The organism is Neisseria gonorrhoeae (assembly GCF_003315235.1).
GTDB lineage: Bacteria > Pseudomonadota > Gammaproteobacteria > Burkholderiales > Neisseriaceae > Neisseria > Neisseria gonorrhoeae.
The window spans coordinates 1-24,713 of sequence record NZ_QNRU01000015.1; the positions used below are offsets into that span (position 1 = coordinate 1).

The window sequence follows — 24,713 nt, forward strand, 5'->3', positions numbered from 1 at the left end:
CGGCGGTGCTGGCGAAGCTGAAAGACCAGGCTTCCGTCGGCGCGCCCGCACCAAAAGGCCCCGCCAAACCGGTGCTGCCTGCGGTTAAAAAATAGGGGAACCTGTAAAGGAAGGGGCATCGGCTGCCGCCGGCGCTTTTTTGTTCTTTGTTTGGAAGGGAAATGGCTGGAGAAAGACCTGCGCTATATCGGGGAATGAATCGATGCAAAGGAAATGCCGTCTGAACATGCGTTCGGGCAGCGTTTTGTTGGGTGTATCAGAGCGGAACGTCTGAAAAAGGGTTTCAGGCGGTCTTTGGGCGTGTGGCGGCAGTTGAAAACGTGATAAGGCTACCTGAAAAGTTTGGGAGATTTTCAGGTAGCCTTTGGTATTGGGCGCAACAGACGCAGGTACAGATTAGGCGGTGTGCCGTAATCGTACGAATGCCGATTCAACCTAAGCAGACATCAGTATACATCAGTATTTAGGAAGTGGATGTTTGATGGAGCAAAGGTTGTACGAAGGGTGGAAGGCAACCTGTGGGTGTTTGGTATGGTCGCGCTTGAAAAAACGTGTTTTAAGGGACAAATGCCGTCTGAAAATTGGTTTTAAGACGGCATTTTCGGTTTGTGTGAAACAATGAGGTAAGCTGCACTACGGAATACTTCCCTTGGAAATGGGAAAAGGCAGCATTTTTATGCTGCTTTTTATACGTAAGGGAATTAGAACGTTGCGGCTACGCGGAAGCCCTACTCGTTAAACTTTTCGCTGTCTGTTTTGGTTTTGGTAGTGTTCGAGACAAATTCGGCAGACTTGCGGATTGCGCGGTGGCGGTAGTATGGGTCAAACTCTACGCCGAGACTGCCGGTCAGTTGTTTGCCCACATTCAGACCGCTGCTGACGAACCGGCCTTTAGAGTTTAGGTTGGCATCTTGGGAGGCAATTGCTATTCTGTTTTTGTTGCGGAGATAGACAGCCACCCCGCTCATAGCTTCAGAAACCAGCCTTCGCCAAGGTTTTGACGGATTTCACCATCTGCTTGCAGGGTGAAGCGTTCGCTTTTTGGACAGGCGTAGCCGCAGCATTTTTCTCCCAGATAACGTTTAACTTGGACACGCTCCAAACCGCCACGGAAACGTGTGGATTCGCCGCCCGGTTGGGTGTAGGTATAACCGGCATACACGGCAGCCATTTTGCCTATTGCGCCGTTAGCGATGTGTGCATTCCCTCTTTTGTCGTCTGCATCGTTTTTGCTTCGGGCGTACTCTGCCTTAAAACGCATATCGTGGCGTTCGTTGAACGAAAACCGATGGACGGTGTGCGTTATTTTTCTTTCAAATTGCCGGCAGTGGCTTTGCCTTTAACATAAGCGGTAAAGACTTTGTATTCGCCTTTGCCGTTAGACTCGGGAATATCGGCTACCGTAACGGCGGACACGGCTGCAAGTGAGAGTGCAAGCAGGGGTTTTTTTTCATGTTTTTATAATGAGGATAAATAAATGGAGAAAGTGTGGGAAATACCCGCATTCCAATTAAATCTTTTTTCAAGCAATTAGTTCTTTTTGTTTTCAACATTTTCCTTGCGTATGAAATTTTGCCGGATGTGCAGGCGGAATCGGCAGCGGGGTGTCCTGTACCGGATTGTCGTGGAAACGGGAAAACGGATGTTCCGTGCGGTTTTGCCCGAATGAATGGCGGGTATTGTTTTTATCAATCTGTTTCTTTTTCTTTGAAATAAAATTCCTAAAATATTAAAAATATGAAATTTAAAATCTATGAAAAAAGATATATCAGTTATTTTGAAATAAAATAGCTTTGTAGTAATATGTTGCACTTGTTTGTGCAAGGTAAACGATGTAACCTAAGCAGCGTATAAAAACCCATCAGGAAAGATGCAAGATGACACACCATTACCCCACAGACGATATTAAGATTAAAGAAGTTAAAGAGTTGTTGCCGCCGATTGCCCATCTTTACGAGCTGCCGATTTCCAAAGAGGCTTCGGGCTTGGTTCACCGCACCCGTCAGGAAATTTCCGATTTGGTTCACGGCAGGGACAGGCGGCTGTTGGTCATTATCGGGCCGTGTTCGATTCACGATCCGAAAGCGGCGTTGGAATATGCGGAACGTCTGTTGAAACTCCGCAAGCGGTATGAAAACGAGCTTTTGATCGTGATGCGCGTTTATTTCGAGAAGCCGAGAACGACGGTGGGTTGGAAAGGTTTGATTAACGACCCGCATTTGGACGGTACGTTCGACATCAATTTCGGTTTGCGTCAGGCGCGCAGCCTGTTGTTGTCCCTGAATAATATGGGCATGCCTGCCTCTACCGAATTTTTGGATATGATTACACCCCAGTATTATGCCGACCTGATTTCTTGGGGGGCAATCGGCGCGCGGACGACCGAAAGCCAAGTCCACCGCGAATTGGCAAGCGGTCTGTCCTGCCCCGTCGGCTTTAAAAACGGTACGGACGGCAATTTGAAGATTGCGATCGACGCAATCGGTGCGGCGAGCCATTCGCATCATTTCTTGTCTGTAACCAAGGCCGGGCATTCCGCCATTGTCCATACCGGCGGCAATCCCGACTGTCATGTCATTTTGCGCGGCGGAAAAGAGCCGAATTATGATGCGGGACACGTCAGCGAGGCGGTGGAACAACTGCGTGCGGCAGGGGTAACCGACAAGCTGATGATCGATTGCAGCCACGCCAACAGCCGCAAGGATTACACCCGGCAGATGGAAGTGGCACAAGACATTGCCGACCAATTGGAACAGGACGGCGGCAATATCATGGGCGTGATGGTGGAAAGCCATTTGGTCGAAGGCAGGCAGGACAAGCCGGAAGTGTACGGCAAGAGCATTACCGATGCGTGTATCGGTTGGGGCGCGACTGAAGAATTGTTGGCATTGTTGGCGGGTGCGAACACAAAACGTATGGCGCGCGCAGGTTGAGATTTTTGACGCAGAATGTCATAAAATGCCGTCTGAAGCGTTCAGACGGCATTTTTGTGGAGAAAATATGCTCAAAATAACCATAATTGCGGCGTGTGCGGAAAACCTGTGCATCGGGGCGGGCAATGCTATGCCTTGGCACATCCCCGAAGATTTCGCATTTTTCAAAGCCTATACCTTGGGCAAACCCGTCATTATGGGGCGGAAAACGTGGGAATCCCTGCCCGTCAAACCCCTGCCCGGACGGAGGAACATCGTCATCAGCCGGCAGGCGGATTATTGCGCGGCAGGCGCGGAAACGGTGGCAAGTTTGGAGGTGGCATTGGCATTGTGCGCCGGCGCGGAAGAAGCCGTCATTATGGGCGGCGCGCAGATATACGGACAAGCGATGCCATTAGCGACCGATTTGCGGATAACCGAAGTGGATTTGTCTGTGGAAGGAGATGCATTTTTCCCAGAAATAGACCGGACGCATTGGAGAGAAGCAGAGCGGACGGAACGCCGTGTCAGCAGCAAAGGCGTTGCATATACATTCGTGCATTACCTCAAGGGATAACCGCAAGGCAGATGCCGTCTGAAGCCGCTTCAGACGGCATTTTTCCAGCTTGAGAACGGATGTTTGCTCAAATAGGCATTGGTAAACATACCGTCTGAAGTGATTTCGCGCCCCAGCCAGTCCGGACGGTCAAAATCGGCATTTTCGGCGGGCAACTCGATTTCCGCGACGACCAAAGGCGAGTTTTCGCCAAGGAAAACATCGACTTCAAACAGGCTGCCGCCCCATCTGACCGGATAACGCCGTTTTTCCATCTTAAACGGGCACATCGTTTCCATCATCTTTTCCGCATCGGCAAGCGGGATTTCGTATTCGAACTCGCTGCGGCTGATTTCCGAAATATAGCCTTTCAGCGTCAGCCACGCCCGTTTTCCGGCAATGCGGATGCGGATGGTGCGTTCTTTTTCAACAGACAGGTAGCCCTGTTTCAGCAGTAGCGGCTCATCGGCGTATTGCCGCCATTTGTCGTTTCCAATCAAAAAACGGCGTTCGATTTCTATCGGCATAAGATGCTCCGTCAAAACGGTTTGAACACGACCAGATACAGCGCGGCAACCATCAGCAGCACGGGGATTTCGTTGAACACGCGGTACCAGCGGTGTGAAAAAGCATTGCTGTAATCCTGAAAACGGCGCAGCAGCACGCCGCAATACAACTGATAAGCCAAGAGCATCAAGCCCAAACACAGTTTGACGTGAACCCAGCCGCTGCCCCACCGGCCGGCGGCAAACGGTATCGCCGCGCCGAGCACGACCGCGCCGAAACCCAAAGGCGACATAAAACGGTACAACCGCACCGCCATCCCCGACAGGCGCACATACTCGGGATTGCCGCGCGGCGCATCAATCATCGCCATATTGACGAAAATCCTCGGCAGGTAAAACAGCCCTGCAAACCACGAAATGACAAAAAACAAGTGAAACAGCTTGAACCAAGAAAACATCATCGCCCACACCCTTCCGAAAAGCGGTATTGTACAGGCAAACCGCTTGGGAAACGTGATAAAATCAGGCGGATAAACAAATCGAATAAATCCTTACCGCAAAACGGAGGCAAAATGCTCAAATCCATCGAACTCAATTCACACATCCGCAACCGCCTTGCAGCATATCTGAAAGGCAGGGGTTTGGATTTTCAGACGGCAATGCAGGAAGAAGAAGGCAACAAAGAAATCGCCGCCATCGTCCACAGCGGTCTGCCCACTCTGGTCCGCAAACTGTATTCCGAACAAAAAATGCAGAAGTTTTTTTGGGAAAAGCGGGATTTGATTGCCGACTACATCAGCCGCCGGATGCAGGGATAGGCGGCTGAAATCTGTTTTCAGGCAAGTGAAAAGACAATATGGCGGATTGAAATTACGCTTATCGTCATTCCCGCCCGCGCGGGAATCCGACTTGTCCGGTTTCGGTTCTTTTTCTCGTTTCGGGTGATTTCTAAACCGTCATTCCTGCGCAGGCGGAAACCCAGACCTTTAAACCCCGGCCATCCCCGATAAATTCTTGAGGCGTTGAAATTCTGGATTCCCGCTTTCGCGGGAATGACGGCGGAGGGGTTTTTTGTTTTTCCCGATTTTTCATTGCGATGTAGTGTGATATAGTATATAATCATTATAACTTTAACACTTGACAAAGGAAAATTTCTCATGACACTGAAAGCAAGCAAGCGGTCGGGTTAATCTATTAACATTATCTGTTTTATCGCTGTTTTGCACGCCATATGCTTGGGGTTCGGATGCGTACGATCCCGTCAAAGAAGCCGAGATTAAAAACAAATTTATTTTAGAAGCGGCGGAAGACAGAAATTCCCACGTTTGGCGCGGCCCGTGCAGCATATCTTTATGATTGCTTCGGTGCTTTCAGTTATCAGCCCGGTTCGGATACTCGTCCTACAAATGTTGGCGATACTGCCGATTTTTCATTTTCAGACAAGCCGGCAAACGGTGTTTTCCATTATTTCTCCAGCGGTAAAACCGATCAAAAATCATCTGAAGCCTTGTATGACGAAATCAATATTACGGGTAAAAACTACAATAGCGGCATCCCCGCCGTCGATAATATGCCTGTTGTTAAGAAATATATTACAGATAATTACCGAACTGATTTAAAGCAGGCAGTTAAAAAGCAATTACAGGATTTATACAAAACAAGACCCGAGGCTTGGGAAGAAAATAAAAAACGGGTTAGGGAAGAGATAATAAAGCAGTTTGGAATTTCTGAAGATGTGTTTAATAAACTTCAACAGAAAATGCCTCAAAAGATTAATTCTTTAATAGAAGAACAGGTACTCACTCCTTATATATTGCGTCCCTAAGAAGGGGCGTTAATTTTTGTTAATCGCCCCTTCTTAGGGACGCAATATATAAGGCAGTAATATGCAGTTTTACCTGCAACCGCAGGCGCAGTTTACCTACTTGGGCGTAAACGGCGGCTTTACCGACAGCGAGGGGCGGCGGTCGGGCTGCTCGGCAGCGGTCAGTGGCAAATCCGCGCCGGCATTCGGGCAAAAACCCGTTTTGCTTTGCGTAACGGTGTCAATCTTCAGCCTTTTGCCGCTTTTAATGTTTTGCACAGGTCAAAATCTTTCGGCATGGAAATGGACGGCGAAAAACAGACGCCGGCAGGCAGGACGGCGCTCGAAGGGCGGTTTGGCATTGAAGCCGGTTGGAAAGGCCATATGTCCGCACGCATCGGATACGGCAAAAGGACGGACGGCGACAAAGAAGCCGCATTGTCGGTCAAATGGTTGTTTTGATGCGCCGGGAAATGTTTTGACACACAGGCGGCACCCCTGCACGGCCCCGTGCGCCGCCCCGCAAACCGATCCGAACCCTGCCGCCCCGAAGGGCGGGGCATAATGATGAAACCGGCGGAAAACCGCCGGTTTTTTGCCGCCGTCTGAAACCCGATTCTGGCTTCAGACGGCATTGTCGCGGCATCGGGCGGCAGGGTTTGGAACAGCGGCATAAAAAACTGATACAATCCGCCGGTTGATAATGGTTATTTTTTATTTTTATTTTTGTGGGAAGACATTTATGCCTGCACGAAACAGATGGATGCTGCTGCCTTTATTGGCAAGCGCGGCATACGCCGAAGAAACACCGCGCGAACCGGATTTGAGAAGCCGTCCCGAGTTCAGGCTTCATGAAGCGGAGGTCAAACCGATCGACAGGGAGAAGGTACCGGGGCAGGTGCGGGAAAAAGGAAAAGTTTTGCAGGTTGACGGCGAAACCCTGCTGAAAAATCCCGAATTGTTGTCGCGTGCCATGTATTCCGCAGTGGTCTCAAACAATATTGCCGGTATCCGCGTGATTTTGCCGATTTACCTACAACAGGCGCGGCAGGATAAGATGTTGGCACTTTATGCACAAGGGATTTTGGCGCAGGCAGAGGGCAGGGTGAAGGAGGCGGTTTCCCATTACCGGGAATTGATTGCCGCCCAACCCGACGCGCCCGCCGTCCGTATGCGTTTGGCGGCGGCATTGTTTGAAGACAGGCAGAACGAGGCGGCGGCAGACCAGTTCGACCGCCTGAAAACAGAAGATCTGCCGCCGCAGCTTATGGAGCAGGTCGAGCTGTACCGCAAGGCATTGCGCGAACGCGATGCGTGGAAGGTAAACGGCGGTTTCAGCATTACCCGCGAACACAATATCAACCAAGCCCCGAAACAGCAGCAGTACGGCAACTGGACTTTCCCGAAACAGGTGGACGGCACGGCGGTCAATTACCGGTTCGGCGCGGAGAAAAAATGGTCGCTGAAAAACGGCTGGTACACGACGGCGGGCGGCGACGTGTCCGGCAGGGTTTATCCGGGGAATAAGAAATTCAACGATATGACGGCAGGTGTTTCCGGCGGCATCGGTTTTGCCGACCGGCGTAAAGATGTCGGGCTGGCAGTGTTCCACGAACGCCGCACCTACGGCAACGACGCTTATTCTTACGCCAACGGCGCACGCCTTTATTTCAACCGTTGGCAAACCCCGAGATGGCAAACGCTGTCTTCGGCGGAGTGGGGGCGTTTGAAGAATACGCGCCGGGCGCGTTCCGACAATACCCATTTGCAAATTTCCAATTCGCTGGTGTTTTACCGGAATGCGCGCCAATATTGGACGGGCGGTTTGGATTTTTACCGCGAGCGCAACCCCGCCGACCGTGGCGACAATTTCAACCGTTACGGCCTGCGCTTTGCCTGGGGGCAGGAATGGGGCGGCAGCGGCCTGTCTTCGCTGTTCCGCCTCGGCGTGGCGAAACGGCATTATGAAAAACCCGGCTTCTTCAGCAGTTTTAAAGGGGAAAGGCGCAGGGATAAAGAATCGGACACATCCTTGAGCCTTTGGCACCGGGCATTGCATTTCAAAGGCATCACGCCGCGCCTGACGCTGTCGCACCGCGAAACGTGGAGCAACGATGTGTTTAACGAATACGAGAAAAACAGGGCGTTTGTCGAGTTTAACAAAACGTTCTGATTGCTGTTCCTTTTCGGCGGAAACCCTGCCGGCGGCGGTGTCACGGCGGGCATCGGCGGCTTTCGGGCGGTGTTTTGCGTGCCGCCGCGTGTGCGGAAACGTATTCCGGTTTTTCCGGCATAACGGCGATGCGGGGTAAAATGCCGTCTGAAACCCGATTCGGGCTTCAGACGGCATTGTCGCGGTTGCGGCGGGCGGGTTTACCAGATTCCGTCAAAGGTTTTCGTGCAGCGCCAAAACTTCCGCCTGTCTGTGGGTTTGAAGGTCAGCGTACCGCCGTGTTGTCCGTCCGTGGCGATGTCCAGCCGTTTGATTTTGCCGGTGCGGACGGCTTCGTAAAGCGGTGCGAACCAGCGTTCTTCCCACTGCTGCAATATTGCCGCATACCGCTCCCTGTCCCCTGTCAGGGCGGTCAGGCGCAAATCGTCCATAAACAGGATGTGGTGCGTATCGGGCAGGTGTGCCGCCGTTTCCGCATAAGCTCGGAAGCTGTCGGGCAATGCTCGGCGGTTCGGGTGAAAACGGCTCCAAACCGTATCGGCGAAAAGCGTGCCGCCTTGTGCGCTTCCGTGCAGACTGTCCCAAAGCCATAAGCCGTTCAATTCGGGCAGCCCGCGTTTTTTGCGGTTGTGGTTGACGGGGTGAGCGTTCAGCCACATTTGGATTTCGGTTTGGACGCGCAGCCATTCCAACGCGTCTTCCCCGTCCGGCTGATCGTCCGCGCCCAACAGTCCGCCCAAGTCCAAAACGGGCTTCGCGCCCCAGCGGTACGCGCGGGGAAGGGAAACCAGCCATAATTCGGGCAGGACGGGAACGAAACGCCACGGAATGTCGCCGTAAAACGCCGACAGATCGCGGCAGAGCCGTTCCGCTTCATCCGTACCGACATCCAAATATTCCGCCGTCAGCACATTTGCCTGATGCAGCCCCATTTTTTGCCAGACGGGCGTGGCGAGCGCGACGGTTTCAGACGGCATATTCAGGCTTTGCGCCGGGCGTTGTGCCAGTCTTCCGCACCACAAATAACGTGCGTAAAATGCCGAAGCCGTGCAGCTTTGGCGGTGCGGCGAGCCGTATTGCAGGATTTTGTTGAAGGCGGGCAGGCATAGAGGTATTCGGATTTCGTCTTCATCCAAATTGAGCGAGGGGAGGGCGAGGGTGAGTTTCATCGTTTGATGCCTGACAAATGAGGATCGGGCGGATATTATAGAGGATTCGGCGCAAACGCCGTCAAAAAGGAACAATATGGCTGTCTTCCCACTTTCGGCAAAACATCGGAAATACGCGCTGCGCGCGCTTGCCGTTTCGATTATTCTGGTGTCGGCGGCATACATTGCTTCGACAGAGGGGACGGAGCGCGTCAGACCGCAGCGCGTGGAACAAAAACTGCCGCCGCTGTCTTGGGGCGGCAGCGGCGTTCAGACGGCATATTGGGTGCAGGAGGCGGTGCAGCCGGGCGACTCGCTGGCGGACGTGCTGGCGCGTTCGGGTATGGCGCGGGACGAGATTGCCCGAATCACGGAAAAATATGGCGGCGAAGCCGATTTGCGGCATTTGCGTGCCGACCAGTCGGTTCATGTTTTGGTCGGCGGCGACGGCAGTGCGCGCGAAGTGCAGTTTTTTACCGACGAAGACGGCGAGCGCAATCTGGTCGCTTTGGAAAAAAAAGGCGGCATATGGCGGCGGTCGGCTTCTGATGCGGATATGAAGGTTTTGCCGACACTGCGTTCGGTCGTGGTCAAAACGTCGGCGCGCGGTTCGCTGGCGCGGGCGGAAGTGCCCGTCGAAATCCGCGAATCCTTAAGCGGGATTTTTGCCGGCCGCTTCAGCCTTGACGGTTTGAAGGAAGGCGATGCCGTGCGCCTGCTTTACGACAGCCTGTATTTCCACGGGCAGCAGGTGGCGGCGGGCGATATTTTGGCGGCGGAAGTTGTCAAGGGCGGCACAACCCATCAGGCGTTCTATTACCGTTCGGACAAGGAAGGCGGAGGGGGCGGCAATTATTACGATGAAGACGGCAGGGTGTTGCAGGAAAAAGGCGGCTTCAACATCGAGCCGCTGGTCTATACGCGCATTTCTTCGCCGTTCGGCTACCGTATGCACCCCATCCTGCACACATGGCGGCTGCACACGGGCATCGATTATGCCGCACCGCAGGGAACGCCGGTCAGGGCTTCCGCCGACGGCGTGATTACCTTTAAAGGCCGGAAGGGCGGATACGGCAACGCGGTGATGATACGCCACTCCAACGGTGTGGAAACGCTGTACGCGCACTTGAGCGCGTTTTCGCAGGCACAAGGCAATGTGCGCGGCGGCGAGGTCATCGGTTTTGTCGGTTCGACAGGGCGTTCGACCGGGCCGCACCTGCATTACGAGGCGCGCATCAACGGGCAGCCCGTCAATCCTGTTTCGGTCGCATTGCCGACACCCGAATTGACGCAGGCGGACAAAGCGGCGTTTGCCGCGCAGAAACAGAAGGCGGACGCGCTGCTTGCGCGCTTGCGCGGCATACCGGTTACCGTGTCGCAATCGGATTGAAGTTTGAACCGACGACGAAAACAATGCCGTCTGAAAATCTGCAAACAGGTTTTCAGACGGCATTTATAGTGGATTAAAACTAAGCCAAGGAAGCGCTGCCGTCATTCCCGTACCGGCGGGAATCCGGACACCACGGCACGGAAACCCATCCGCCGTCATTCCCGCGAAAGCGGGAATCTAGAAATACAATGCGGCAGGAGTTTATCGGAAATGACTGAACCCCAACGCACCGGATTCCCGCTTTCGCGGGAATGACGAAGTGGGTGGGAATCCGGATTTATCCGTTCCGGCAGTGTTTGCAAATAAAAGAAAACCCAACCGTCCCGATTCCCTACAGAGCTGTTTTACGGATTTTGCAGCGAGGGCACGGGGCGGTCTTGCGCCTGTTTGGTTTGCAGGGCCGTCAGTTTTTTCGTCAGCAGATTCAGTATCACGCCGTAGGCGGGCAGGAAGAAGAGGGTGCAGACGGTAAGTTTGAACAGGTAATCGACAAAAGCGATGCCCTGCCAGTTTGCCGCCATAAATTCATCGCTGCTTGCGTAAAAGGCAACGGCAAAAAATACTAACGTGTCCAGTGCATTGCCGATGACGGTTGATGCGGCCGGGGCAATCCACCACGCTTTCAGACGGCGTAATTTGTCGAATACGAAAATATCAAGGATTTGTCCGAGCGCGTAGGCGGCAAAACTTGCCAGCGCGATGCGTCCGACAAAGGTGTTGAATTGGGACAGCGCGCCCAAGCCCGTCCAACTGCCGTTGTGGAACAAAACGGAAAAGACGTAGGAAAGCAAAAGGGCGGGGAACATCACCCAAAAGATAATCCGCCGCGCCAAGTGCGAACCGAAAATGCGGACGGTCAGGTCGGTGGCGAGGAAGATGAAGGGAAAGGAAAACGCGCCCCAAGTGGTGTGGATGCCGAAAATCCGGAAGGGGAACTGCACCAGATAGTTGCTGGCGGCGATGATGAGGATATGGAAAAGCACCAGCCGGAAGAGTGCCTTCTGTTGCTGTGCGGCGGTCAATGCGTACATAAAAACCTTTCGGAAAGGCGTTCAGACGGCATACCGTATCGAAGGAATGCCGTCTGAAATATGGGAAGGATGGTTTATTGTGCGTCGTGCTCGAACAGGCGTTTGCGTGCCAATGCTTCAAACTCTGTGCCTGCTTTGCCGTAGTTGGCAAACGGATGAACGGCGATGCCGCCGCGCGGTGTGAACTCGCCGAACACTTCGATGTATTTCGGATCCATCAGGGCGATGAGGTCTTTCATGATGATGTTGACGCAGTCTTCATGAAAATCGCCGTGGTTGCGGAAGCTGAAGAGGTAGAGTTTCAGGGATTTGCTTTCCACCATTTTGATGTGCGGGATATAGCGGATGACGATGGTGGCGAAGTCGGGCTGCCCGGTCATCGGGCAGAGGCTGGTGAATTCGGGGCAGACGAATTTGACGAAATAGTCGTTGTCGGGATGTTTGTTGTCGAATGCTTCGAGAATTTCAGGCGCGTAGCCGGTCGGATATTGGGTTTTTTGATTACCCAAAAGAGAGATGCCTTGCAGCTCTTCGTTGTTGCGGGACATAGGGTTTCCTTAGTTTTTTAGTGTGGGAGGTTTTCGAACCACGGGGCGGCGATTGTAATATAAGCGGCGGTATTTGTGTAGTTTTCTTCAGACGGCATGGTGCGGGCGGCGGTGTTTGCCATGTCATATATAAACGAAATATATTTTCAGTTTTGCCGCCTGAAGCGTTGTTTTTTGAATATTGCATCTAAAATACTGACTTGATTGAATTATTGCGCGGATATAAAATCTATTTCCTATTGAAAGAACATTGTTTATATGAAATCAGGAAATTCGGAACCCAATCTTATGGAAACGCACACAGACGAAACAAAACTTCAAAACACGCAAGTCAAACGCAAACGCCGCCTGACGGCATTGACGCTGCTGTTCGCGCTTTCCGCCGCAGCCGCCGGATCGGCGTTTTTTTATGGTGGCAGCAGGAAGAGGAAACGGAAGACGCTTATGTTGCCGGACGCGTGGTTCAGGTTACGCCGCAAAAGGGCGGCACGGTGCGGAAGGTTTTGCACGACGATACGGATGCCGTGAAAAAAGGCGACGTGCTGGCGGTGTTGGATGACGATAATGATGTGCTGGCTTACGAGCGGGCAAAAAACGAGTTGGTTCAGGCGGTGCGCCAAAACCGCCGGCAAAATGCCGCCACTTCGCAGGCGGGGGCGCAGGTTGCCTTGCGCCGTGCGGATTTGGCGCGCGCGCAGGATGATTTGCGCCGCCGGTCCGCTTTGGCGGAATCGGGTGCGGTGTCCGCCGAAGAGCTGGCACACGCCCGTACGGCAGTGTCTCAGGCGCAGGCGGCGGTTAAGGCGGCTTTGGCGGAAGAATCTTCGGCACGCGCGGCTTTGGGCGGAGGTGTTTCTTTGCGCGAACAGCCGGAGGTTCAGACGGCAATCGGCAGGTTGAAAGATGCGTGGCTGAACCTTCGGCGGACGCAAGTCCGCGCGCCGGCGGACGGTCAGGTGGCGAAGCGTTCGGTGCAGGTCGGGCAGCAGGTGGCGGCAGGCGCGCCGCTGATGGCGGTGGTGCCGCTGTCGGATGTGTGGGTGGATGCCAATTTTAAAGAGACGCAGTTGCGGCATATGAAAATCGGACAGCCTGCCGAGCTGGTGTCCGATTTGTACGGCAAACAAATTGTTTATCGCGGCAGGGTGGCAGGGTTTTCGGCAGGTACGGGCAGCGCGTTTTCGCTGATTCCGGCGCAAAACGCAACGGGCAACTGGATTAAAGTGGTGCAGCGCGTCCCCGTCCGTATCGTGCTGAACCGCGAAGATGTGGACAGGCATCCGTTGCGTATCGGTTTGTCGATGACGGTTAAAGTGGATACTTCCGCCGCAGGCGCGCCTGTTTCAAAAACGCCGGGTGCGGCATTGCCGGAAATGGAAAGTACCGACTGGTCGGAAGTCGATCGGACGGTCGATGAAATCCTCGGGCAATCCGCGCCCTGATGCCGTCTGAAACGGAGGACACAATGGATTATCCACCGCTTAAGGGTGCGGCATTGGCGTGGGTTACGCTGTCTTTGGGGCTTGCCGTATTTATGGAGGTTTTAGATACGACCATCGCCAACGTCGCCGTCCCCGTCATTGCCGGCAACCTCGGTGCGGCAACCACGCAGGGGACGTGGGTCATCACTTCTTTTTCCGTGGCAAACGCCGTTTCCGTGCCGCTGACGGGCTTTTTGGCAAAACGTATCGGCGAGGTCAAATTGTTTACCGCCGCCGCCGCCGGTTTCGTCATCGCATCGTGGCTGTGCGGCATCGCGCCCAACCTTCAGTCGCTGGTTGTTTTCCGCATTTTGCAGGGCTTTATCGCCGGGCCGTTGATTCCCCTGTCGCAAAGCCTGTTAATGGCATCCTATCCGCCCGCAAAACGGATGCTGGCACTGGCATTGTGGGCAATGACCGTCGTTGTCGCCCCTGTCCTCGGGCCGATACTCGGCGGTTGGATTTCCGGAAACTGGCATTGGGGTTGGATTTTCTTCATTAATATCCCCATCGGGATCATATCGGCATGGATTACATGGAAACATTTGAAACACCGCGAAACGGCAACCGTCAGAACGCCGACCGACTATGTCGGGCTGACGCTGATGATGGTCGGTATCGGCGCGTTACAGATGATGCTGGACAGGGGTAAGGAACTTGACTGGTTCGCCTCTGGAGAAATCATTACCTTGGGCGTAGTCGCACTGGTGTGCTTGTCGTATTTTATTGTTTGGGAATTGGGAGAAAAATATCCGATTGTCGATTTATCGCTGTTTAAAGATCGGAATTTTACCGTCGGCGTAATTGCCACCTCGTTGGGTTTCATGGTGTATATGGGGACGCTGACCCTGCTGCCGTTAGTGTTGCAGACCAACTTGGGCTATACCTCCGCGTGGGCAGGGCTTGCTGCCGCGCCCGTCGGCATCCTCCCCGTCTTCCTATCTCCGTTAATCGGCAGGTTCGGCAATAAAATCGATATGCGCCTGCTCGTAACCGCCAGCTTCCTGACCTTTGCCTTCACTTTTTATTGGCGCACTGATTTTTATGCCGACATGGATATCGGCAACGTCATCTGGCCGCAGTTTTGGCAGGGGGTAGGCGTTGCCATGTTCTTCCTGCCGCTGACCACCATCACACTGTCGCACATGAAGGGCGGACAGATTGCCGCCGCCGGCAGCCTGTCGAATTTCCTGCGCGTGCTGATGGGCGGTGTCGGCGTATCCGTCGTCAGCACCCTGTGGGAACGGCGCGAAGCGTTGCACCACACGCGTTTTGCCGAACACATCACGCCCTATTCCGCAACATTGCACGAAACGGCGGCGCATTTGTCCCAACAAGGCATTTCCGACGGTCAAACTCTAGGCATCATCAACAATACCATTACGCAACAGGGCTTCATCATCGGATCGAACGAAATATTCCTCGCCGGCAGCATTTTGTTTATCGTCCTGATTCCCATTGTCTGGCTGGCGAAACCGCCGTTCCACAGCGGCGGCGGTGGACATTGAGGGATTTGAAAACTTGAAATGCCGTCTGAAAATACTGGAAATATGTTCGGACGGCATTTTGAATGCAGAAGCTCCCGAAATCCGCTATAATCGCGCCCCATCTGTTTCGCACCTGCAAACGTTCCGCAGATGCGGCACTCGGGCGGCTTACCCGCGCAAAACATCTGTTTTTCTTTAAAACACTTGAAACGGCATTGTTTTTCGTGGTATAAATCGCGTTTTACTATTTTAGAAGTTTGGAGACTGATTATGGCACGAGTTTGCAAAGTGACCGGTAAACGCCCGATGTCCGGCAACAACGTATCGCACGCCAACAACAAAACCAAACGCCGTTTTTTGCCCAACTTGCAATCACGTCGTTTTTGGGTAGAAAGTGAAAACCGCTGGGTTCGCCTGCGCGTTTCCAACGCTGCATTGCGTACCATCGACAAAGTAGGCATTGATGTCGTATTGGCTGATTTGCGTGCTCGCGGCGAAGCTTAATTTAAACACTATTTAATTAAGGATTACTGCAATGCGCGATAAAATCAAACTGGAATCCGGTGCAGGTACTGGCCACTTCTACACCACTACCAAAAATAAACGCACTATGCCCGGCAAACTGGAAATCAAAAAATTCGATCCGGTTGCCCGCAAACACGTAGTGTACAAAGAAACCAAACTGAAATAATTTCAGTTTGAAAGCAAAGCCTCCGACTGTTCGGAGGCTTTTTTATTTTTATTGTGTTTCCTTTCTGCTTGAAACATCTGCCGTATGCGAATCTGCTGCAAACCGTCTGCCAAGGATATGGAAACCGCAAAACGGTTCATAATACAAAAATGCCGTCTGAAACGTTTCAGACGGCATTTCGGCAGTTTTCAACCGGTCAGTTGTTTGGTAATCAGCTTTTTCAGCGGCGGGAAGTTGTTGCCGGCTCGTAATACCAAACCGCGCAACAGTTTTGCCGGCGCGGTTTCGTTGGTAAACAGTTTCAGCATCATATTGGTGCCGTGATAAAGCGGATGGGCGTGCAGCATATGTTTGCTGCTGTATTTTTCCAACAAGGAAGCCGCGCCGATGTCTTGACCGCGCTGTTCGGCTTCGAGTATCAGTTTTGCCAGAATATCCGCGCTGGAAAGCCCGAGGTTGAAGCCGTGTGCCGTTACGGGGTGCATACCGACAGCCGCATCGCCGATCAGCGCGCTGCGTTTGCCGTAGAAACGTTTGGCAATCATGCCGACAAGGGGGTAATGGTGGATGCTGCTGACCAGTTCCATGTCGCCGAGCCTGCCCTTGAGCTGTTCTTTTACGCTTGCCGCCAATTCTTCGGGCGAAAGGTTTTGAACGCTGTTGATTTTATCGGTATCGACTGTAATGACGGTATTGGTCAGGCGCTTTTCCAGTGGCAGCAGTGCGATGGTGCGTCCGTAATGGAAGCATTCGTAAGCGGTATGTTGGTTGGAAAGGGTATGTTTCATGCGGCAGACGAACATGGTTCGGCTGTAGTCGTGCATATCTGAAGAAATACCGAGTTGTCGGCGGGTTTGTGAGAAACGGCTGTCTGCTGCCAAAAGGAGACGCGCGGTTAGAATGTCTCCATTTTCCAAAAAGACTTGCGCTTCATTATCAGATGTTTTGACTTCTTTAACGGCCGTATCGGTCAGAATGCTGACATTGTCGAGTTGTGATACGATTTCATAGGCGGCGCGGCGGATATTGTGGTTGGAAATCAGATAGCCCAAACAGTCGGCAGGCTCGCCGCGCGCTTCAGTCGGTTGGGGAAAGTGGAGCTGGTAGTCGGAACGTCCGTTCAGCACTTTGGCATCGCGCAAGGGGTAGATTTCGTTTTCGGGAATTTTGTCCCACATACCCAAACGCTGCATGATTTCGCGGGAAAAATGGGTCAGGGCGATTTCGCGTCCGTCATAGGGAGGATTTTGCAGAACAGTCAGTGGGCTGCGTTCGATCAGAGTAACTTTCAAACCGCTGCCGGCAAGTTCGGCTGCAAAACTTAAACCCGCCGGGCCTGCGCCGACGACGAGGATGTCGCTGTGTAAACTCATAAAATATCCTTTGCATAGGCGGATGCCGATGATTTCAGACGGCATTTGTAAGGGTTTGAATGCCGTTTGAACTATCTGTAACAGATAGGCGATTATATCAAAACCCGTTGTTGAAGAAATATGCAGGGGAGGGTGTATGCGGATTTTTACTTTCAGCTTAATGTGTATCAAATCGGGTATGGGGTATGTAAAAAGCCGCATCGTGAAAAGATGCGGCTTCAGGTATCGGTTGAATTATTCTTCAGAACCGGTGTAAGGACGGATGCTGACAGTTTTACGGTTCAGCGCGCCTTTGGTTTTGAATTCGACATAACCGTCAATTTTGGCGAACAAAGTGTGGTCTTTGCCCATACCTACGTTGTCGCCTGCGTGGAATTTGGTACCGCGTTGGCGTACGATGATGGAACCTGCGGGAATCAGCTCGTTGCCGTAGGCTTTAACGCCCAAGCGTTTGGCTTCTGAATCGCGACCGTTGCGGGTGCTGCCGCCTGCTTTTTTACTTGCCATTTGTAATGCTCCTAAGTTTTAAGGTTAGGCGATTGCCACGATTTCGATTTGGGTGAAATTTTGGCGGTGGCCTTGGCGTTTTTGGTAGTGTTTGCGGCGGCGCATTTTGAAGATGCGGACTTTTTCGCCACGACCGTGTGCCACTACTTTAGCCGTTACTTTTGCACCTTCGATAAAGGGTGCGCCAACTTTTACAGATTCGCCGTCAGCAATCATCAAAACTTCGGTCAGTTCGATTTGGCTGTCGAGTTGGGCTGGTATCTGTTCTACTTTCAATTTTTCGCCGACGGAAACTTTATACTGTTTGCCGCCGGTTTTTACGACCGCGTACATACTCAACTCCATAAGGGTTATGGTTAATATCCGCACACCATTGTGCGAAATTGGGCATTGTATTGTTATTTGCCTGTTTTGTCAAAGTTTGCGCGGTTCGGGCAATCATATGCCGTCTGAAAAGATGTACCCTGATGGCTTTGCTGATATAATTGCCCGCTATTTGAATCAGCTTTCAAGCGGTATCTGCCGTTTGACGGAAACGTAAACCTGAGAGTCTGCCATGCTCGAGAATCTGCCCTATTTCCAGCGACATCTGCCTGAAGACCTTGCCAAAGTCAATGAAGTCATCAACCGTGCGGTGCAATCCGATGTCGCACTGATTTCGCAAATCGGTACATATATCATCAGCGCGGGCGGCAAACGCCTGCGTCCGATTATGACGATTTTGGCGGGTAAGGCGGTCGGTTATGATGACGAGAAACTGTATTCGCTGGCAGCGATGGTCGAGTTTATCCACACTTCCACACTCCTGCACGACGATGTCGTCGATGAAAGCGATTTGCGCCGTGGGCGGGCAACGGCAAACAATCTGTTCGGCAATGCGGCGGCAGTGTTGGTTGGCGACTTTTTATATACCCGTGCATTTCAACTGATGGTTGCCTCGGGCAGTATGCGCGTTTTGGAAGTGATGGCGGATGCGACCAACATCATTGCCGAGGGAGAGGTCATGCAGCTGATGAACATCGGCAATACGGACATTACCGAAGAACAATATATCCGAGTCATCCAATATAAAACGGCAAAATTGTTTGAAGCTGCCGCTCAAGTCGGCGCAATTTTGGGCAAAGCTTCCCCCGGGCACGAACAGGCCTTGAAAGACTACGGTATGTACGTCGGTACGGCATTCCAGATTATTGACGATGTGCTGGATTATTCGGGGGAAACCGAAGAAACAGGTAAAAACGTCGGCGACGATTTGGCGGAAGGAAAACCGACCCTGCCTTTGATTTATCTGATGCGTCAGGGTTCCGAACAGGTTGCGAACGATGTGCGTACTGCTTTGGAAAATGCAGATCGCGGCTATTTTGAAAAAATCCGCGATTATGTCGTCCGTTCGGATGCTTTGGCATATTCGATAGGCGAGGCGCGCAAAGCAGTCGATTGTGCCGTTGCCGCGTTGGATGCCCTGTCCGACAGCGAAGTGAAGGATGCTATGATTCAGCTGGCGAAGGAATCTTTGGTCAGGGTGTCGTAACCGATGAATTTCAGTTTTGTTCCCCTGTTTCTGGTTACGCTGATTCTGTTGGGGGTGGTCAGCAACAACAATTCGATTACCGTCTCGGCAACCATATTGCTGCTGATGCAGCAGACGGCATTGGTACAGTTTGTCCCGTTGGTCGAGAAGCACGGGTTGAACCTCGGTATCATTCTTTTGACCATAGGGGTTTTGAGTCCGTTGGTTTCAGGAAAGGCGCAGGTTCCTCCTGTTGCCGAATTTTTGAATTTTAAAATGATATCCGCCGTTTTTATCGGTATTTTCGTGGCTTGGCTGGCGGGATGCGGCGTGCCTTTGATGGGACGGCAGCCGGTATTGGTAACGGGCTTGCTGATCGGTACGGTCATCGGGGTGGCATTTATGGGCGGTATCCCTGTCGGGCCGCTGATTGCGGCCGACATCTTGTCTTTTGTTGCCGGAAAGGTTTAAAATCTCCCTTTTCATTTCGGCTCGCCATAGTTCAACGGATAGAACGTATGCCTCCTAAGCGTAAAATACAGGTTCGATTCCTGTTGGCGAGGTTTGACGGTTTGCATTTGTCTGTTTCCCGTGTTGCGGGAAGTTTCCGATATAAGGCCTTTCAGTGCTGGAGGGCTTTTTTGCCATCTGAAAACTTTTTCTTCCTGCTTGAAAAACCGACCTTTAGGACGGCAGAATCGTGAAATGATTTTCAGGCTTCGTAAAAGATGTTCAGGCTTGGAAATCTGTTGTTTTATGATAAAATCTGTACAGGTATAACAATGAATAAATTTGGGGATAAGGTCGTATGAGCGTAGGTTTGCTGAGGATTCTGGTTCAAAACCAGGTGGTTACTGTTGAGCAGGCCGAGCATTACTACAATGAGTCGCAGGCGGGTAAGGAAGTGTTGCCGATGCTGTTTTCAGACGGTGTCATTTCGCCCAAGTCGCTTGCGGCATTGATTGCGAGGGTGTTCAGTTATTCGATTCTTGATTTGCGTCATTATCCGCGCCACAGGGTGCTGATGGGGGTGTTGACGGAGGAGCAGATGGTGGAGTTCCACTGTGTGCCGGTTTTCCGTCGGGGCGACAAAGTATTTTTTGCGGTTTCCGATCCGACCCAGATGCCGCAAATTCAGAAAACCGTTTCTGCCGCAGGGATTGCGGTTGAGTTGGTCATTGTCGAGGATGACCAGTTGGCGGGTTTGCTCGATTGGGTGGGTTCGCGTTCGACATCGCTGCTTCAGGAGCTTGGGGAGGGGCAAGAGGAAGAGGAAAGCCACACCCTGTATATCGACAACGAGGAGGCAGAAGACGGCCCTGTTCCGAGGTTTATCCATAAAACTTTGTCGGATGCCTTGCGTAGCGGGGCATCCGACATCCATTTCGAGTTTTACGAACACAATGCGCGTATCCGTTTCCGTGTGGACGGGCAGCTCCGCGAGGTGGTTCAGCCGCCCATTGCGGTAAGGGGGCAGCTTGCTTCCCGGATTAAGGTAATGTCGCGTTTGGACATTTCCGAAAAACGGATACCGCAGGACGGTAGGATGCAGCTGACCTTTCAAAAGGGCGGCAAGCCTGTCGATTTCCGTGTCAGCACATTGCCGACGCTGTTTGGCGAAAAGGTCGTGATGCGGATTTTGAATTCCGATGCCGCGTCTTTGAACATCGACCAGCTCGGTTTTGAGCCGTTCCAGAAAAAATTGTTGTTGGAAGCGATTCACCGTCCTTACGGGATGGTGCTGGTAACCGGTCCGACGGGTTCGGGTAAGACGGTGTCGCTCTATACCTGTTTGAATATTTTGAATACGGAGTCGGTAAATATTGCAACGGCGGAAGACCCTGCCGAGATTAACCTGCCGGGCATCAATCAGGTTAACGTCAATGATAAGCAGGGTCTGACTTTTGCCGCTGCTTTGAAGTCTTTCCTGCGTCAGGACCCGGACATCATTATGGTCGGTGAGATTCGTGATTTGGAAACTGCCGATATTGCGATTAAGGCGGCACAAACAGGGCATATGGTGTTTTCCACACTGCACACGAATAATGCGCCGGCGACGTTGTCGCGTATGCTGAATATGGGTGTCGCGCCGTTTAATATTGCCAGTTCGGTCAGCCTGATTATGGCGCAGCGTCTTTTACGCAGGCTGTGTTCGAGCTGCAAACAGGAAGTGGAACGCCCGTCTGCCTCTGCTTTGAAGGAAGTCGGTTTCACCGATGAGGATCTTGCAAAAGATTGGAAACTTTACCGCGCCGTCGGTTGCGACCGTTGCCGGGGGCAGGGTTATAAGGGGCGTGCGGGCGTGTATGAGGTTATGCCCATCAGCGAAGAAATGCAGCGTGTGATTATGAACAACGGTACGGAAGTGGGTATTTTGGACGTTGCCTATAAGGAGGGTATGGTGGATTTGCGCCGGGCCGGTATTTTGAAAATTATGCAGGGCATTACTTCATTGGAAGAGGTAACGGCAAATACCAACGATTAGGTTTGAGAATGAAAATGCCGTCTGAAGCGTGTTTGTTTCAGACGGCATTTGACCTTTCAGGGTGTTTGCCGGGAAGGCGGGGCGGTCAGCGGTATGCCCCGTCGGGTTCGGATATTTCCGGCAAACTTTCCGTTTGACCGGAAACCGTATATTTCCCGTCTGCCCATCCGCCCAAGTCGATCAGTTTGCAGCGTTGCGAACAGAACGGGCGGAATGCGTTTTCCGGTTTCCATACTACTGCCGTTTGACAGGTCGGACATTTGACTTGAAGGCGTGTTTGCCGCGATTCAGCCATTGTGTTTTCCTTGTGTTGGTTTTGAGGCGAAAATCCCTGAATAAAACGCGTGCAGGAGCATTGTTTTCTCACGTAGGCTTTTGAGGCTGCCGTCATTGAGCAGTACATCGTCTGCAAGCAGCAGGCGTTCGGATTCGGATGCCTGATGGCTGATGATGTCCGCCACCTCGCCGCGCGTCAGCCCGCTGCGTGCCATTACCCTGCCGATACGTTTTTCCAAAGGTGCGCTTATGGTCAGGACACGCCGTATCAGGCTGATAAATTGACGCTTCTCCGTCAGCAGCGGAATTTCGACAATGCCGTAAACCGCATCGGTAAAGGTTTCTTGCTGTTTTTTGATTTCTGAGAAAATCAGCGGCAACATCACGGATTCGAGCAAGGCTTTGCGCGATGGGGAGGCAAAGATTTCTTTACGCAATATGTCGCGCCGCAACAAACCCTGTGTGTCGAAAACGGTGTCGCCGAACAGCCGCCTGATTTCCGGCAGGGCGATGCCGTCTGAAGCCGTCAGCGAGTGCGCCGCCGCGTCCGCATCGATGCGCGGCACGCCCAAATCGGCAAAATATTGCGCGGCTGCCGATTTGCCGCTGCCGATTCCGCCGGTCAGTCCGACCCATGCTGTCATCTCACCGGATGGGTCAGCCACCAGTTGACCGCCCGCCATACGGAATCGTTTGCCGTAAAAATTATCCAGCCCGAAACTGTCAGTGCGGGGCCGAAGGCAAAATGCCGCCCCTTGGCGACGCGCATAACGATTGCCGCGACCAAACCGATCAGAGAGGAAACAAAAATCAGCACGGGCAATGCGGATATGCCGAGCCACGCGCCCAATGCGGCAATCAGTTTGAAATCTCCGTTGCCCATACCGGTTTTTCCTGTGAGCAGTTTATACACTGCACATAAGAGCCATAATGAACTATAGCCGGCAACCGCACCTAAAACGGCAGACTGCAAAGGCACGAAGCCGCCGTCCAAATTAAATATCAGCCCCAGCCAGATCAAGGGTAATGTCATCGAGTCGGGCAGGTATTGGGTGTCCGCATCGATAAAGGTCAGGGAAATCAGAAACGCGGTCAGTATCAAACCGCCCAGCGTAATCCAAGACCAGCCGTATTGCCAGGCGACCAGCCCGAACAATACGCCGGTCAGCAGCTCGATTAAGGGATAACGTATGCTGATTTTGGTTTGGCAGGAAGCGCATTTGCCGCGCAGGAGCAGGTAACTGACAATCGGGATGTTCTGCCACGCGCGTATCGGCACACGGCATTTGGGACAGCAGGAATCCGGCTTCATCAGGTTGAAGGTACGGCTTTCATCGTCGGTCAGCGGCAGGTTTAAATGTTCTTTGGCAAATACCGTCCAGCCGCGTTCCATCATAACGGGTACGCGGTAAATGACGACATTCAGGAAGCTGCCGACCAGCAGCCCCAAAACTGCTGCCAAAGGCACGGCAAACGGCGACAATACAGACAAATCAGACATATTTTGTCCTTGATATATTCAAAGCAAAAACAAACCGGCGCAGAACCAATCCGCGCCGGATCTGTGCGGCAAATCAGGCGACCACGTTGCCCAAGTTGAACAGCGGCAGATACATAGCGACCAGAAGCGTACCGATGACCAAGCCCAAAATCACAATAATAATCGGCTCCATCATAGCGGACAGCCTGCCGACCGCATTGTCCACCTCGTCTTCGTAAAATTCGGCGGCTTTGTTGAGCATATCGTCCAAAGAACCCGATTCCTCGCCGATGGAGGACATCTGCAACATCATATTGGGGAACAGTTCCGTCGCACGCATCCCCGAAGTCATAGACAGACCTTGGATGACGCGCGTACGGATTTCCCGGGTGGCTTCTTCATAGATTAAATTGCCCGCCGCGCCGGCAGTGGAGTCCAATACATCGACCAAAGGCACGCCGGCGGCAAACAGCGTTGCCGTCGTCCTGCCCCAGCGGGCAATCGTCCCTTTGCGGACAATGTCTCCGAAAATCGGCATACGCAGCAGTATGGCATCCATACGCCGTTGGATTTTAATCGAACGCGCCTTCAATTTAAGGAAGCCGTATATGGCAAAGCCCAGTGCGATCAGCACCATCCAGCCGTATGAGACGAAAAAGTCGGACATATCCATCACTGTTTGGGTCAGTGGGGGAAGCTCCGCGCCCATATTGGCGTAAACTTCTTTAAAGGCGGGCAGTACGAAAATCATCATCACGAATACCAAACCGATGGCGACGGCGATGACGGATACCGGATAGGTTAGCGCGGTTTTTACCTTTTTGCGGATGGCCTGGGTTTTTTCCTTGTAAATTGCCAATTTGTCCAGCAGGCTTTCCAATACACCGCCCGTTTCGCCCGCCGCAACCAGGTTGCAGTAGAAGCGGTCGAAATATTTCGGGTGGTTTGAGAATGCGCGGCTCAACGAGCTGCCCTGTTCCACTTGGCCTCGGATTTCCATCAGCATTTCCGTCATAGACGGGTTGCCGTGTCCGCGCGCCACGATTTCAAATGCCTGCATCAGCGGCAGGCCCGCTTTAATCATCGTGGAAAGCTGGCGGGTGAAAACGGTAATGTCTTCTTGTGTGATTTTGCGCTTGGAGCTTGTTTTCACACGGGTAATCTGCAACGGGCGGATGCCGCGTTTTGCCAGTTTTTTGCGTGCCTCTTCTTCGGTAAACGCGGATACTTCGCCGTTGACCAGTTTGTCGGAGGCAGAATGCCTGCCTTCAAAGATAAAGCGTTTTTCTTTCTTTGCGAACAAAGAAAATCCCCCATTTTTAGCCATATTCTAGCCCCGTAAAGTAATTGGAATA

29 protein-coding genes, 1 tRNA gene, 1 pseudogene and 1 riboswitch are annotated in these 24,713 nt (G+C 52.5%); of the genes and pseudogenes, 16 read left to right on the forward strand and 15 right to left on the reverse strand.

The window, feature by feature from the left end; genetic code table 11:
* Nucleotides 1-728: 728 nt before the first annotated feature.
* Both DFR77_RS14395 and DFR77_RS14400 read right to left on the reverse strand, forming a co-directional pair.
* Nucleotides 729-968, reverse strand: a complete 240-nt coding sequence (locus DFR77_RS14395) for a membrane protein (protein ID WP_003689861.1) — start codon at nucleotides 966-968, stop codon at nucleotides 729-731.
* A complete protein-coding gene (locus DFR77_RS14400; RefSeq protein ID WP_003689859.1) occupies nucleotides 965-1,261 on the reverse strand; it encodes a hypothetical protein in 297 nt (98 codons plus the stop codon). The genes DFR77_RS14395 and DFR77_RS14400 overlap by 4 nt, the downstream gene beginning before the upstream one ends.
* A 227-nt stretch (nucleotides 1,262-1,488) precedes the next feature.
* Here DFR77_RS14400 and DFR77_RS13360 point away from each other — a divergent pair, with 227 nt between their 5' ends.
* The 3 genes from DFR77_RS13360 to DFR77_RS07470 all read left to right on the forward strand — a co-directional run bounded on the left by DFR77_RS13360 (nucleotide 1,489) and on the right by DFR77_RS07470 (nucleotide 3,489).
* Nucleotides 1,489-1,716: a hypothetical protein gene (locus DFR77_RS13360; RefSeq protein ID WP_153707886.1), complete on the forward strand. Its 228-nt coding sequence runs from the start codon at nucleotides 1,489-1,491 to the stop codon at nucleotides 1,714-1,716.
* A 161-nt stretch (nucleotides 1,717-1,877) separates the two neighbouring features.
* A complete protein-coding gene (aroG, locus tag DFR77_RS07465; protein ID WP_003689853.1) occupies nucleotides 1,878-2,933 on the forward strand; it encodes a 3-deoxy-7-phosphoheptulonate synthase AroG in 1,056 nt (351 codons plus the stop codon).
* Between the two features lie 67 nt (nucleotides 2,934-3,000).
* Nucleotides 3,001-3,489 (forward strand): dihydrofolate reductase, encoded by a 489-nt coding sequence (locus DFR77_RS07470; protein ID WP_003689852.1) that lies wholly within the window; start codon nucleotides 3,001-3,003, stop codon nucleotides 3,487-3,489.
* A 29-nt stretch (nucleotides 3,490-3,518) separates the two neighbouring features.
* Here the strand turns inward: DFR77_RS07470 and DFR77_RS07475 are convergent, their stop codons facing one another.
* Nucleotides 3,519-3,995 carry a CYTH domain-containing protein gene (locus tag DFR77_RS07475; protein ID WP_003703189.1) on the reverse strand — a complete coding sequence of 159 codons (477 nt, stop codon included), beginning with the start codon at nucleotides 3,993-3,995 and terminating at the stop codon, nucleotides 3,519-3,521.
* Between the two features lie 11 nt (nucleotides 3,996-4,006).
* Nucleotides 4,007-4,435, reverse strand: a complete 429-nt coding sequence (locus tag DFR77_RS07480; RefSeq protein WP_010359204.1) for a CopD family protein — start codon at nucleotides 4,433-4,435, stop codon at nucleotides 4,007-4,009.
* Between the two features lie 111 nt (nucleotides 4,436-4,546).
* On the opposite strand from DFR77_RS07480, the gene DFR77_RS07490 reads away from it, so the two are divergent.
* Both DFR77_RS07490 and DFR77_RS14405 read left to right on the forward strand, forming a co-directional pair.
* Entirely contained in the window at nucleotides 4,547-4,792 is a 246-nt protein-coding gene (locus DFR77_RS07490) for a hypothetical protein (protein ID WP_003689849.1), read from the forward strand.
* A 689-nt stretch (nucleotides 4,793-5,481) separates the two neighbouring features.
* Nucleotides 5,482-5,799, forward strand: a complete 318-nt coding sequence (locus tag DFR77_RS14405) for a hypothetical protein (protein WP_282957220.1) — start codon at nucleotides 5,482-5,484, stop codon at nucleotides 5,797-5,799.
* A gap of 96 nt (nucleotides 5,800-5,895) precedes the next feature.
* On the opposite strand, the gene DFR77_RS14410 is transcribed toward DFR77_RS14405, so the two are convergent.
* The gene (locus tag DFR77_RS14410; protein ID WP_003700479.1) at nucleotides 5,896-6,057 is read right to left on the reverse strand and encodes a hypothetical protein; all 162 of its coding nucleotides are present in this window, start codon (nucleotides 6,055-6,057) and stop codon (nucleotides 5,896-5,898) included.
* Here DFR77_RS14410 and DFR77_RS14415 point away from each other — a divergent pair.
* Both DFR77_RS14415 and DFR77_RS07510 read left to right on the forward strand, forming a co-directional pair.
* Nucleotides 5,983-6,240, forward strand: a complete 258-nt coding sequence (locus DFR77_RS14415) for an autotransporter outer membrane beta-barrel domain-containing protein (RefSeq protein WP_229931517.1) — start codon at nucleotides 5,983-5,985, stop codon at nucleotides 6,238-6,240. The genes DFR77_RS14410 and DFR77_RS14415 overlap by 75 nt on opposite strands.
* A gap of 247 nt (nucleotides 6,241-6,487) precedes the next feature.
* Nucleotides 6,488-7,951, forward strand: coding sequence for a surface lipoprotein assembly modifier (locus DFR77_RS07510; RefSeq protein WP_428839049.1), 1,464 nt, complete (start codon nucleotides 6,488-6,490; stop codon nucleotides 7,949-7,951).
* Between the two features lie 200 nt (nucleotides 7,952-8,151).
* Here the strand turns inward: DFR77_RS07510 and DFR77_RS07515 are convergent, their stop codons facing one another.
* Nucleotides 8,152-9,120: a hypothetical protein gene (locus DFR77_RS07515; RefSeq protein ID WP_003691862.1), complete on the reverse strand. Its 969-nt coding sequence runs from the start codon at nucleotides 9,118-9,120 to the stop codon at nucleotides 8,152-8,154.
* A gap of 76 nt (nucleotides 9,121-9,196) precedes the next feature.
* Here DFR77_RS07515 and DFR77_RS07520 point away from each other — a divergent pair, with 76 nt between their 5' ends.
* On the forward strand, nucleotides 9,197-10,489 hold the full coding sequence (locus tag DFR77_RS07520; RefSeq protein ID WP_047919427.1) for a DD-carboxypeptidase/endopeptidase Mpg: 1,293 nt from the start codon (nucleotides 9,197-9,199) through the stop codon (nucleotides 10,487-10,489).
* A gap of 344 nt (nucleotides 10,490-10,833) precedes the next feature.
* On the opposite strand, the gene DFR77_RS07530 is transcribed toward DFR77_RS07520, so the two are convergent.
* Entirely contained in the window at nucleotides 10,834-11,520 is a 687-nt protein-coding gene (locus DFR77_RS07530) for a 7-cyano-7-deazaguanine/7-aminomethyl-7-deazaguanine transporter (protein WP_003689839.1), read from the reverse strand.
* Nucleotides 11,521-11,594: 74 nt separating this feature from the next.
* A complete protein-coding gene (gene queF, locus DFR77_RS07535) occupies nucleotides 11,595-12,068 on the reverse strand; it encodes a preQ(1) synthase (protein ID WP_003689837.1) in 474 nt (157 codons plus the stop codon).
* A 3-nt stretch (nucleotides 12,069-12,071) separates the two neighbouring features.
* Nucleotides 12,072-12,116: riboswitch (PreQ1 riboswitch) on the reverse strand.
* Between the two features lie 240 nt (nucleotides 12,117-12,356).
* Between queF and farA the strand changes: the two are divergent.
* From farA to rpmG, 4 genes and pseudogenes are all read left to right on the forward strand, one after another.
* Nucleotides 12,357-13,510 (forward strand): annotated as a pseudogene (farA, locus tag DFR77_RS07540) (fatty acid resistance MFS efflux transporter adaptor subunit FarA).
* Between the two features lie 23 nt (nucleotides 13,511-13,533).
* Nucleotides 13,534-15,057 (forward strand): fatty acid resistance MFS efflux transporter permease subunit FarB, encoded by a 1,524-nt coding sequence (gene farB / locus DFR77_RS07545; protein WP_003703449.1) that lies wholly within the window; start codon nucleotides 13,534-13,536, stop codon nucleotides 15,055-15,057.
* A 249-nt stretch (nucleotides 15,058-15,306) separates the two neighbouring features.
* Nucleotides 15,307-15,540: a 50S ribosomal protein L28 gene (gene rpmB / locus DFR77_RS07560; protein ID WP_002216391.1), complete on the forward strand. Its 234-nt coding sequence runs from the start codon at nucleotides 15,307-15,309 to the stop codon at nucleotides 15,538-15,540.
* A 31-nt stretch (nucleotides 15,541-15,571) separates the two neighbouring features.
* Nucleotides 15,572-15,727 (forward strand): 50S ribosomal protein L33, encoded by a 156-nt coding sequence (gene rpmG, locus DFR77_RS07565; RefSeq protein WP_003689824.1) that lies wholly within the window; start codon nucleotides 15,572-15,574, stop codon nucleotides 15,725-15,727.
* A 188-nt stretch (nucleotides 15,728-15,915) separates the two neighbouring features.
* On the opposite strand, the gene ubiM is transcribed toward rpmG, so the two are convergent.
* The 3 genes from ubiM to rplU form a co-directional block, all read right to left on the reverse strand.
* Nucleotides 15,916-17,100, reverse strand: coding sequence for a 5-demethoxyubiquinol-8 5-hydroxylase UbiM (ubiM, locus tag DFR77_RS07570; RefSeq protein ID WP_020996717.1), 1,185 nt, complete (start codon nucleotides 17,098-17,100; stop codon nucleotides 15,916-15,918).
* A gap of 234 nt (nucleotides 17,101-17,334) precedes the next feature.
* Entirely contained in the window at nucleotides 17,335-17,607 is a 273-nt protein-coding gene (gene rpmA / locus DFR77_RS07575) for a 50S ribosomal protein L27 (protein ID WP_003689821.1), read from the reverse strand.
* A gap of 24 nt (nucleotides 17,608-17,631) precedes the next feature.
* A complete protein-coding gene (gene rplU, locus DFR77_RS07580; RefSeq protein ID WP_003691838.1) occupies nucleotides 17,632-17,940 on the reverse strand; it encodes a 50S ribosomal protein L21 in 309 nt (102 codons plus the stop codon).
* Between the two features lie 223 nt (nucleotides 17,941-18,163).
* On the opposite strand from rplU, the gene DFR77_RS07590 reads away from it, so the two are divergent.
* From DFR77_RS07590 to pilB, 4 genes are all read left to right on the forward strand, one after another.
* The gene (locus DFR77_RS07590; protein WP_003689819.1) at nucleotides 18,164-19,138 is read left to right on the forward strand and encodes a polyprenyl synthetase family protein; all 975 of its coding nucleotides are present in this window, start codon (nucleotides 18,164-18,166) and stop codon (nucleotides 19,136-19,138) included.
* A gap of 3 nt (nucleotides 19,139-19,141) precedes the next feature.
* Nucleotides 19,142-19,588: a DUF441 domain-containing protein gene (locus DFR77_RS07595; RefSeq protein ID WP_003689818.1), complete on the forward strand. Its 447-nt coding sequence runs from the start codon at nucleotides 19,142-19,144 to the stop codon at nucleotides 19,586-19,588.
* A gap of 20 nt (nucleotides 19,589-19,608) precedes the next feature.
* Nucleotides 19,609-19,680: transfer RNA gene (locus DFR77_RS07600), tRNA-Arg, on the forward strand.
* Nucleotides 19,681-19,925: 245 nt separating this feature from the next.
* On the forward strand, nucleotides 19,926-21,602 hold the full coding sequence (gene pilB / locus DFR77_RS07610; protein WP_003689817.1) for a type IV-A pilus assembly ATPase PilB: 1,677 nt from the start codon (nucleotides 19,926-19,928) through the stop codon (nucleotides 21,600-21,602).
* A gap of 85 nt (nucleotides 21,603-21,687) precedes the next feature.
* Here the strand turns inward: pilB and DFR77_RS07615 are convergent, their stop codons facing one another.
* The 4 genes from DFR77_RS07615 to pilG form a co-directional block, all read right to left on the reverse strand.
* A complete protein-coding gene (locus tag DFR77_RS07615) occupies nucleotides 21,688-21,897 on the reverse strand; it encodes a DNA gyrase inhibitor YacG (RefSeq protein WP_003696096.1) in 210 nt (69 codons plus the stop codon).
* Complete coding sequence (gene coaE, locus DFR77_RS07620; protein WP_003689816.1) at nucleotides 21,890-22,522, reverse strand: dephospho-CoA kinase; 633 nt, start codon at nucleotides 22,520-22,522, stop codon at nucleotides 21,890-21,892. The genes DFR77_RS07615 and coaE overlap by 8 nt, the downstream gene beginning before the upstream one ends.
* Nucleotides 22,519-23,379, reverse strand: a complete 861-nt coding sequence (locus tag DFR77_RS07625) for a prepilin peptidase (RefSeq protein WP_003689814.1) — start codon at nucleotides 23,377-23,379, stop codon at nucleotides 22,519-22,521. Before DFR77_RS07625 ends, coaE begins: the two co-directional genes overlap by 4 nt.
* 73 nt (nucleotides 23,380-23,452) lie before the next feature.
* Nucleotides 23,453-24,685, reverse strand: coding sequence for a type 4 pilus assembly protein PilG (gene pilG, locus DFR77_RS07630; RefSeq protein WP_003689811.1), 1,233 nt, complete (start codon nucleotides 24,683-24,685; stop codon nucleotides 23,453-23,455).
* Nucleotides 24,686-24,713: the final 28 nt, after the last annotated feature.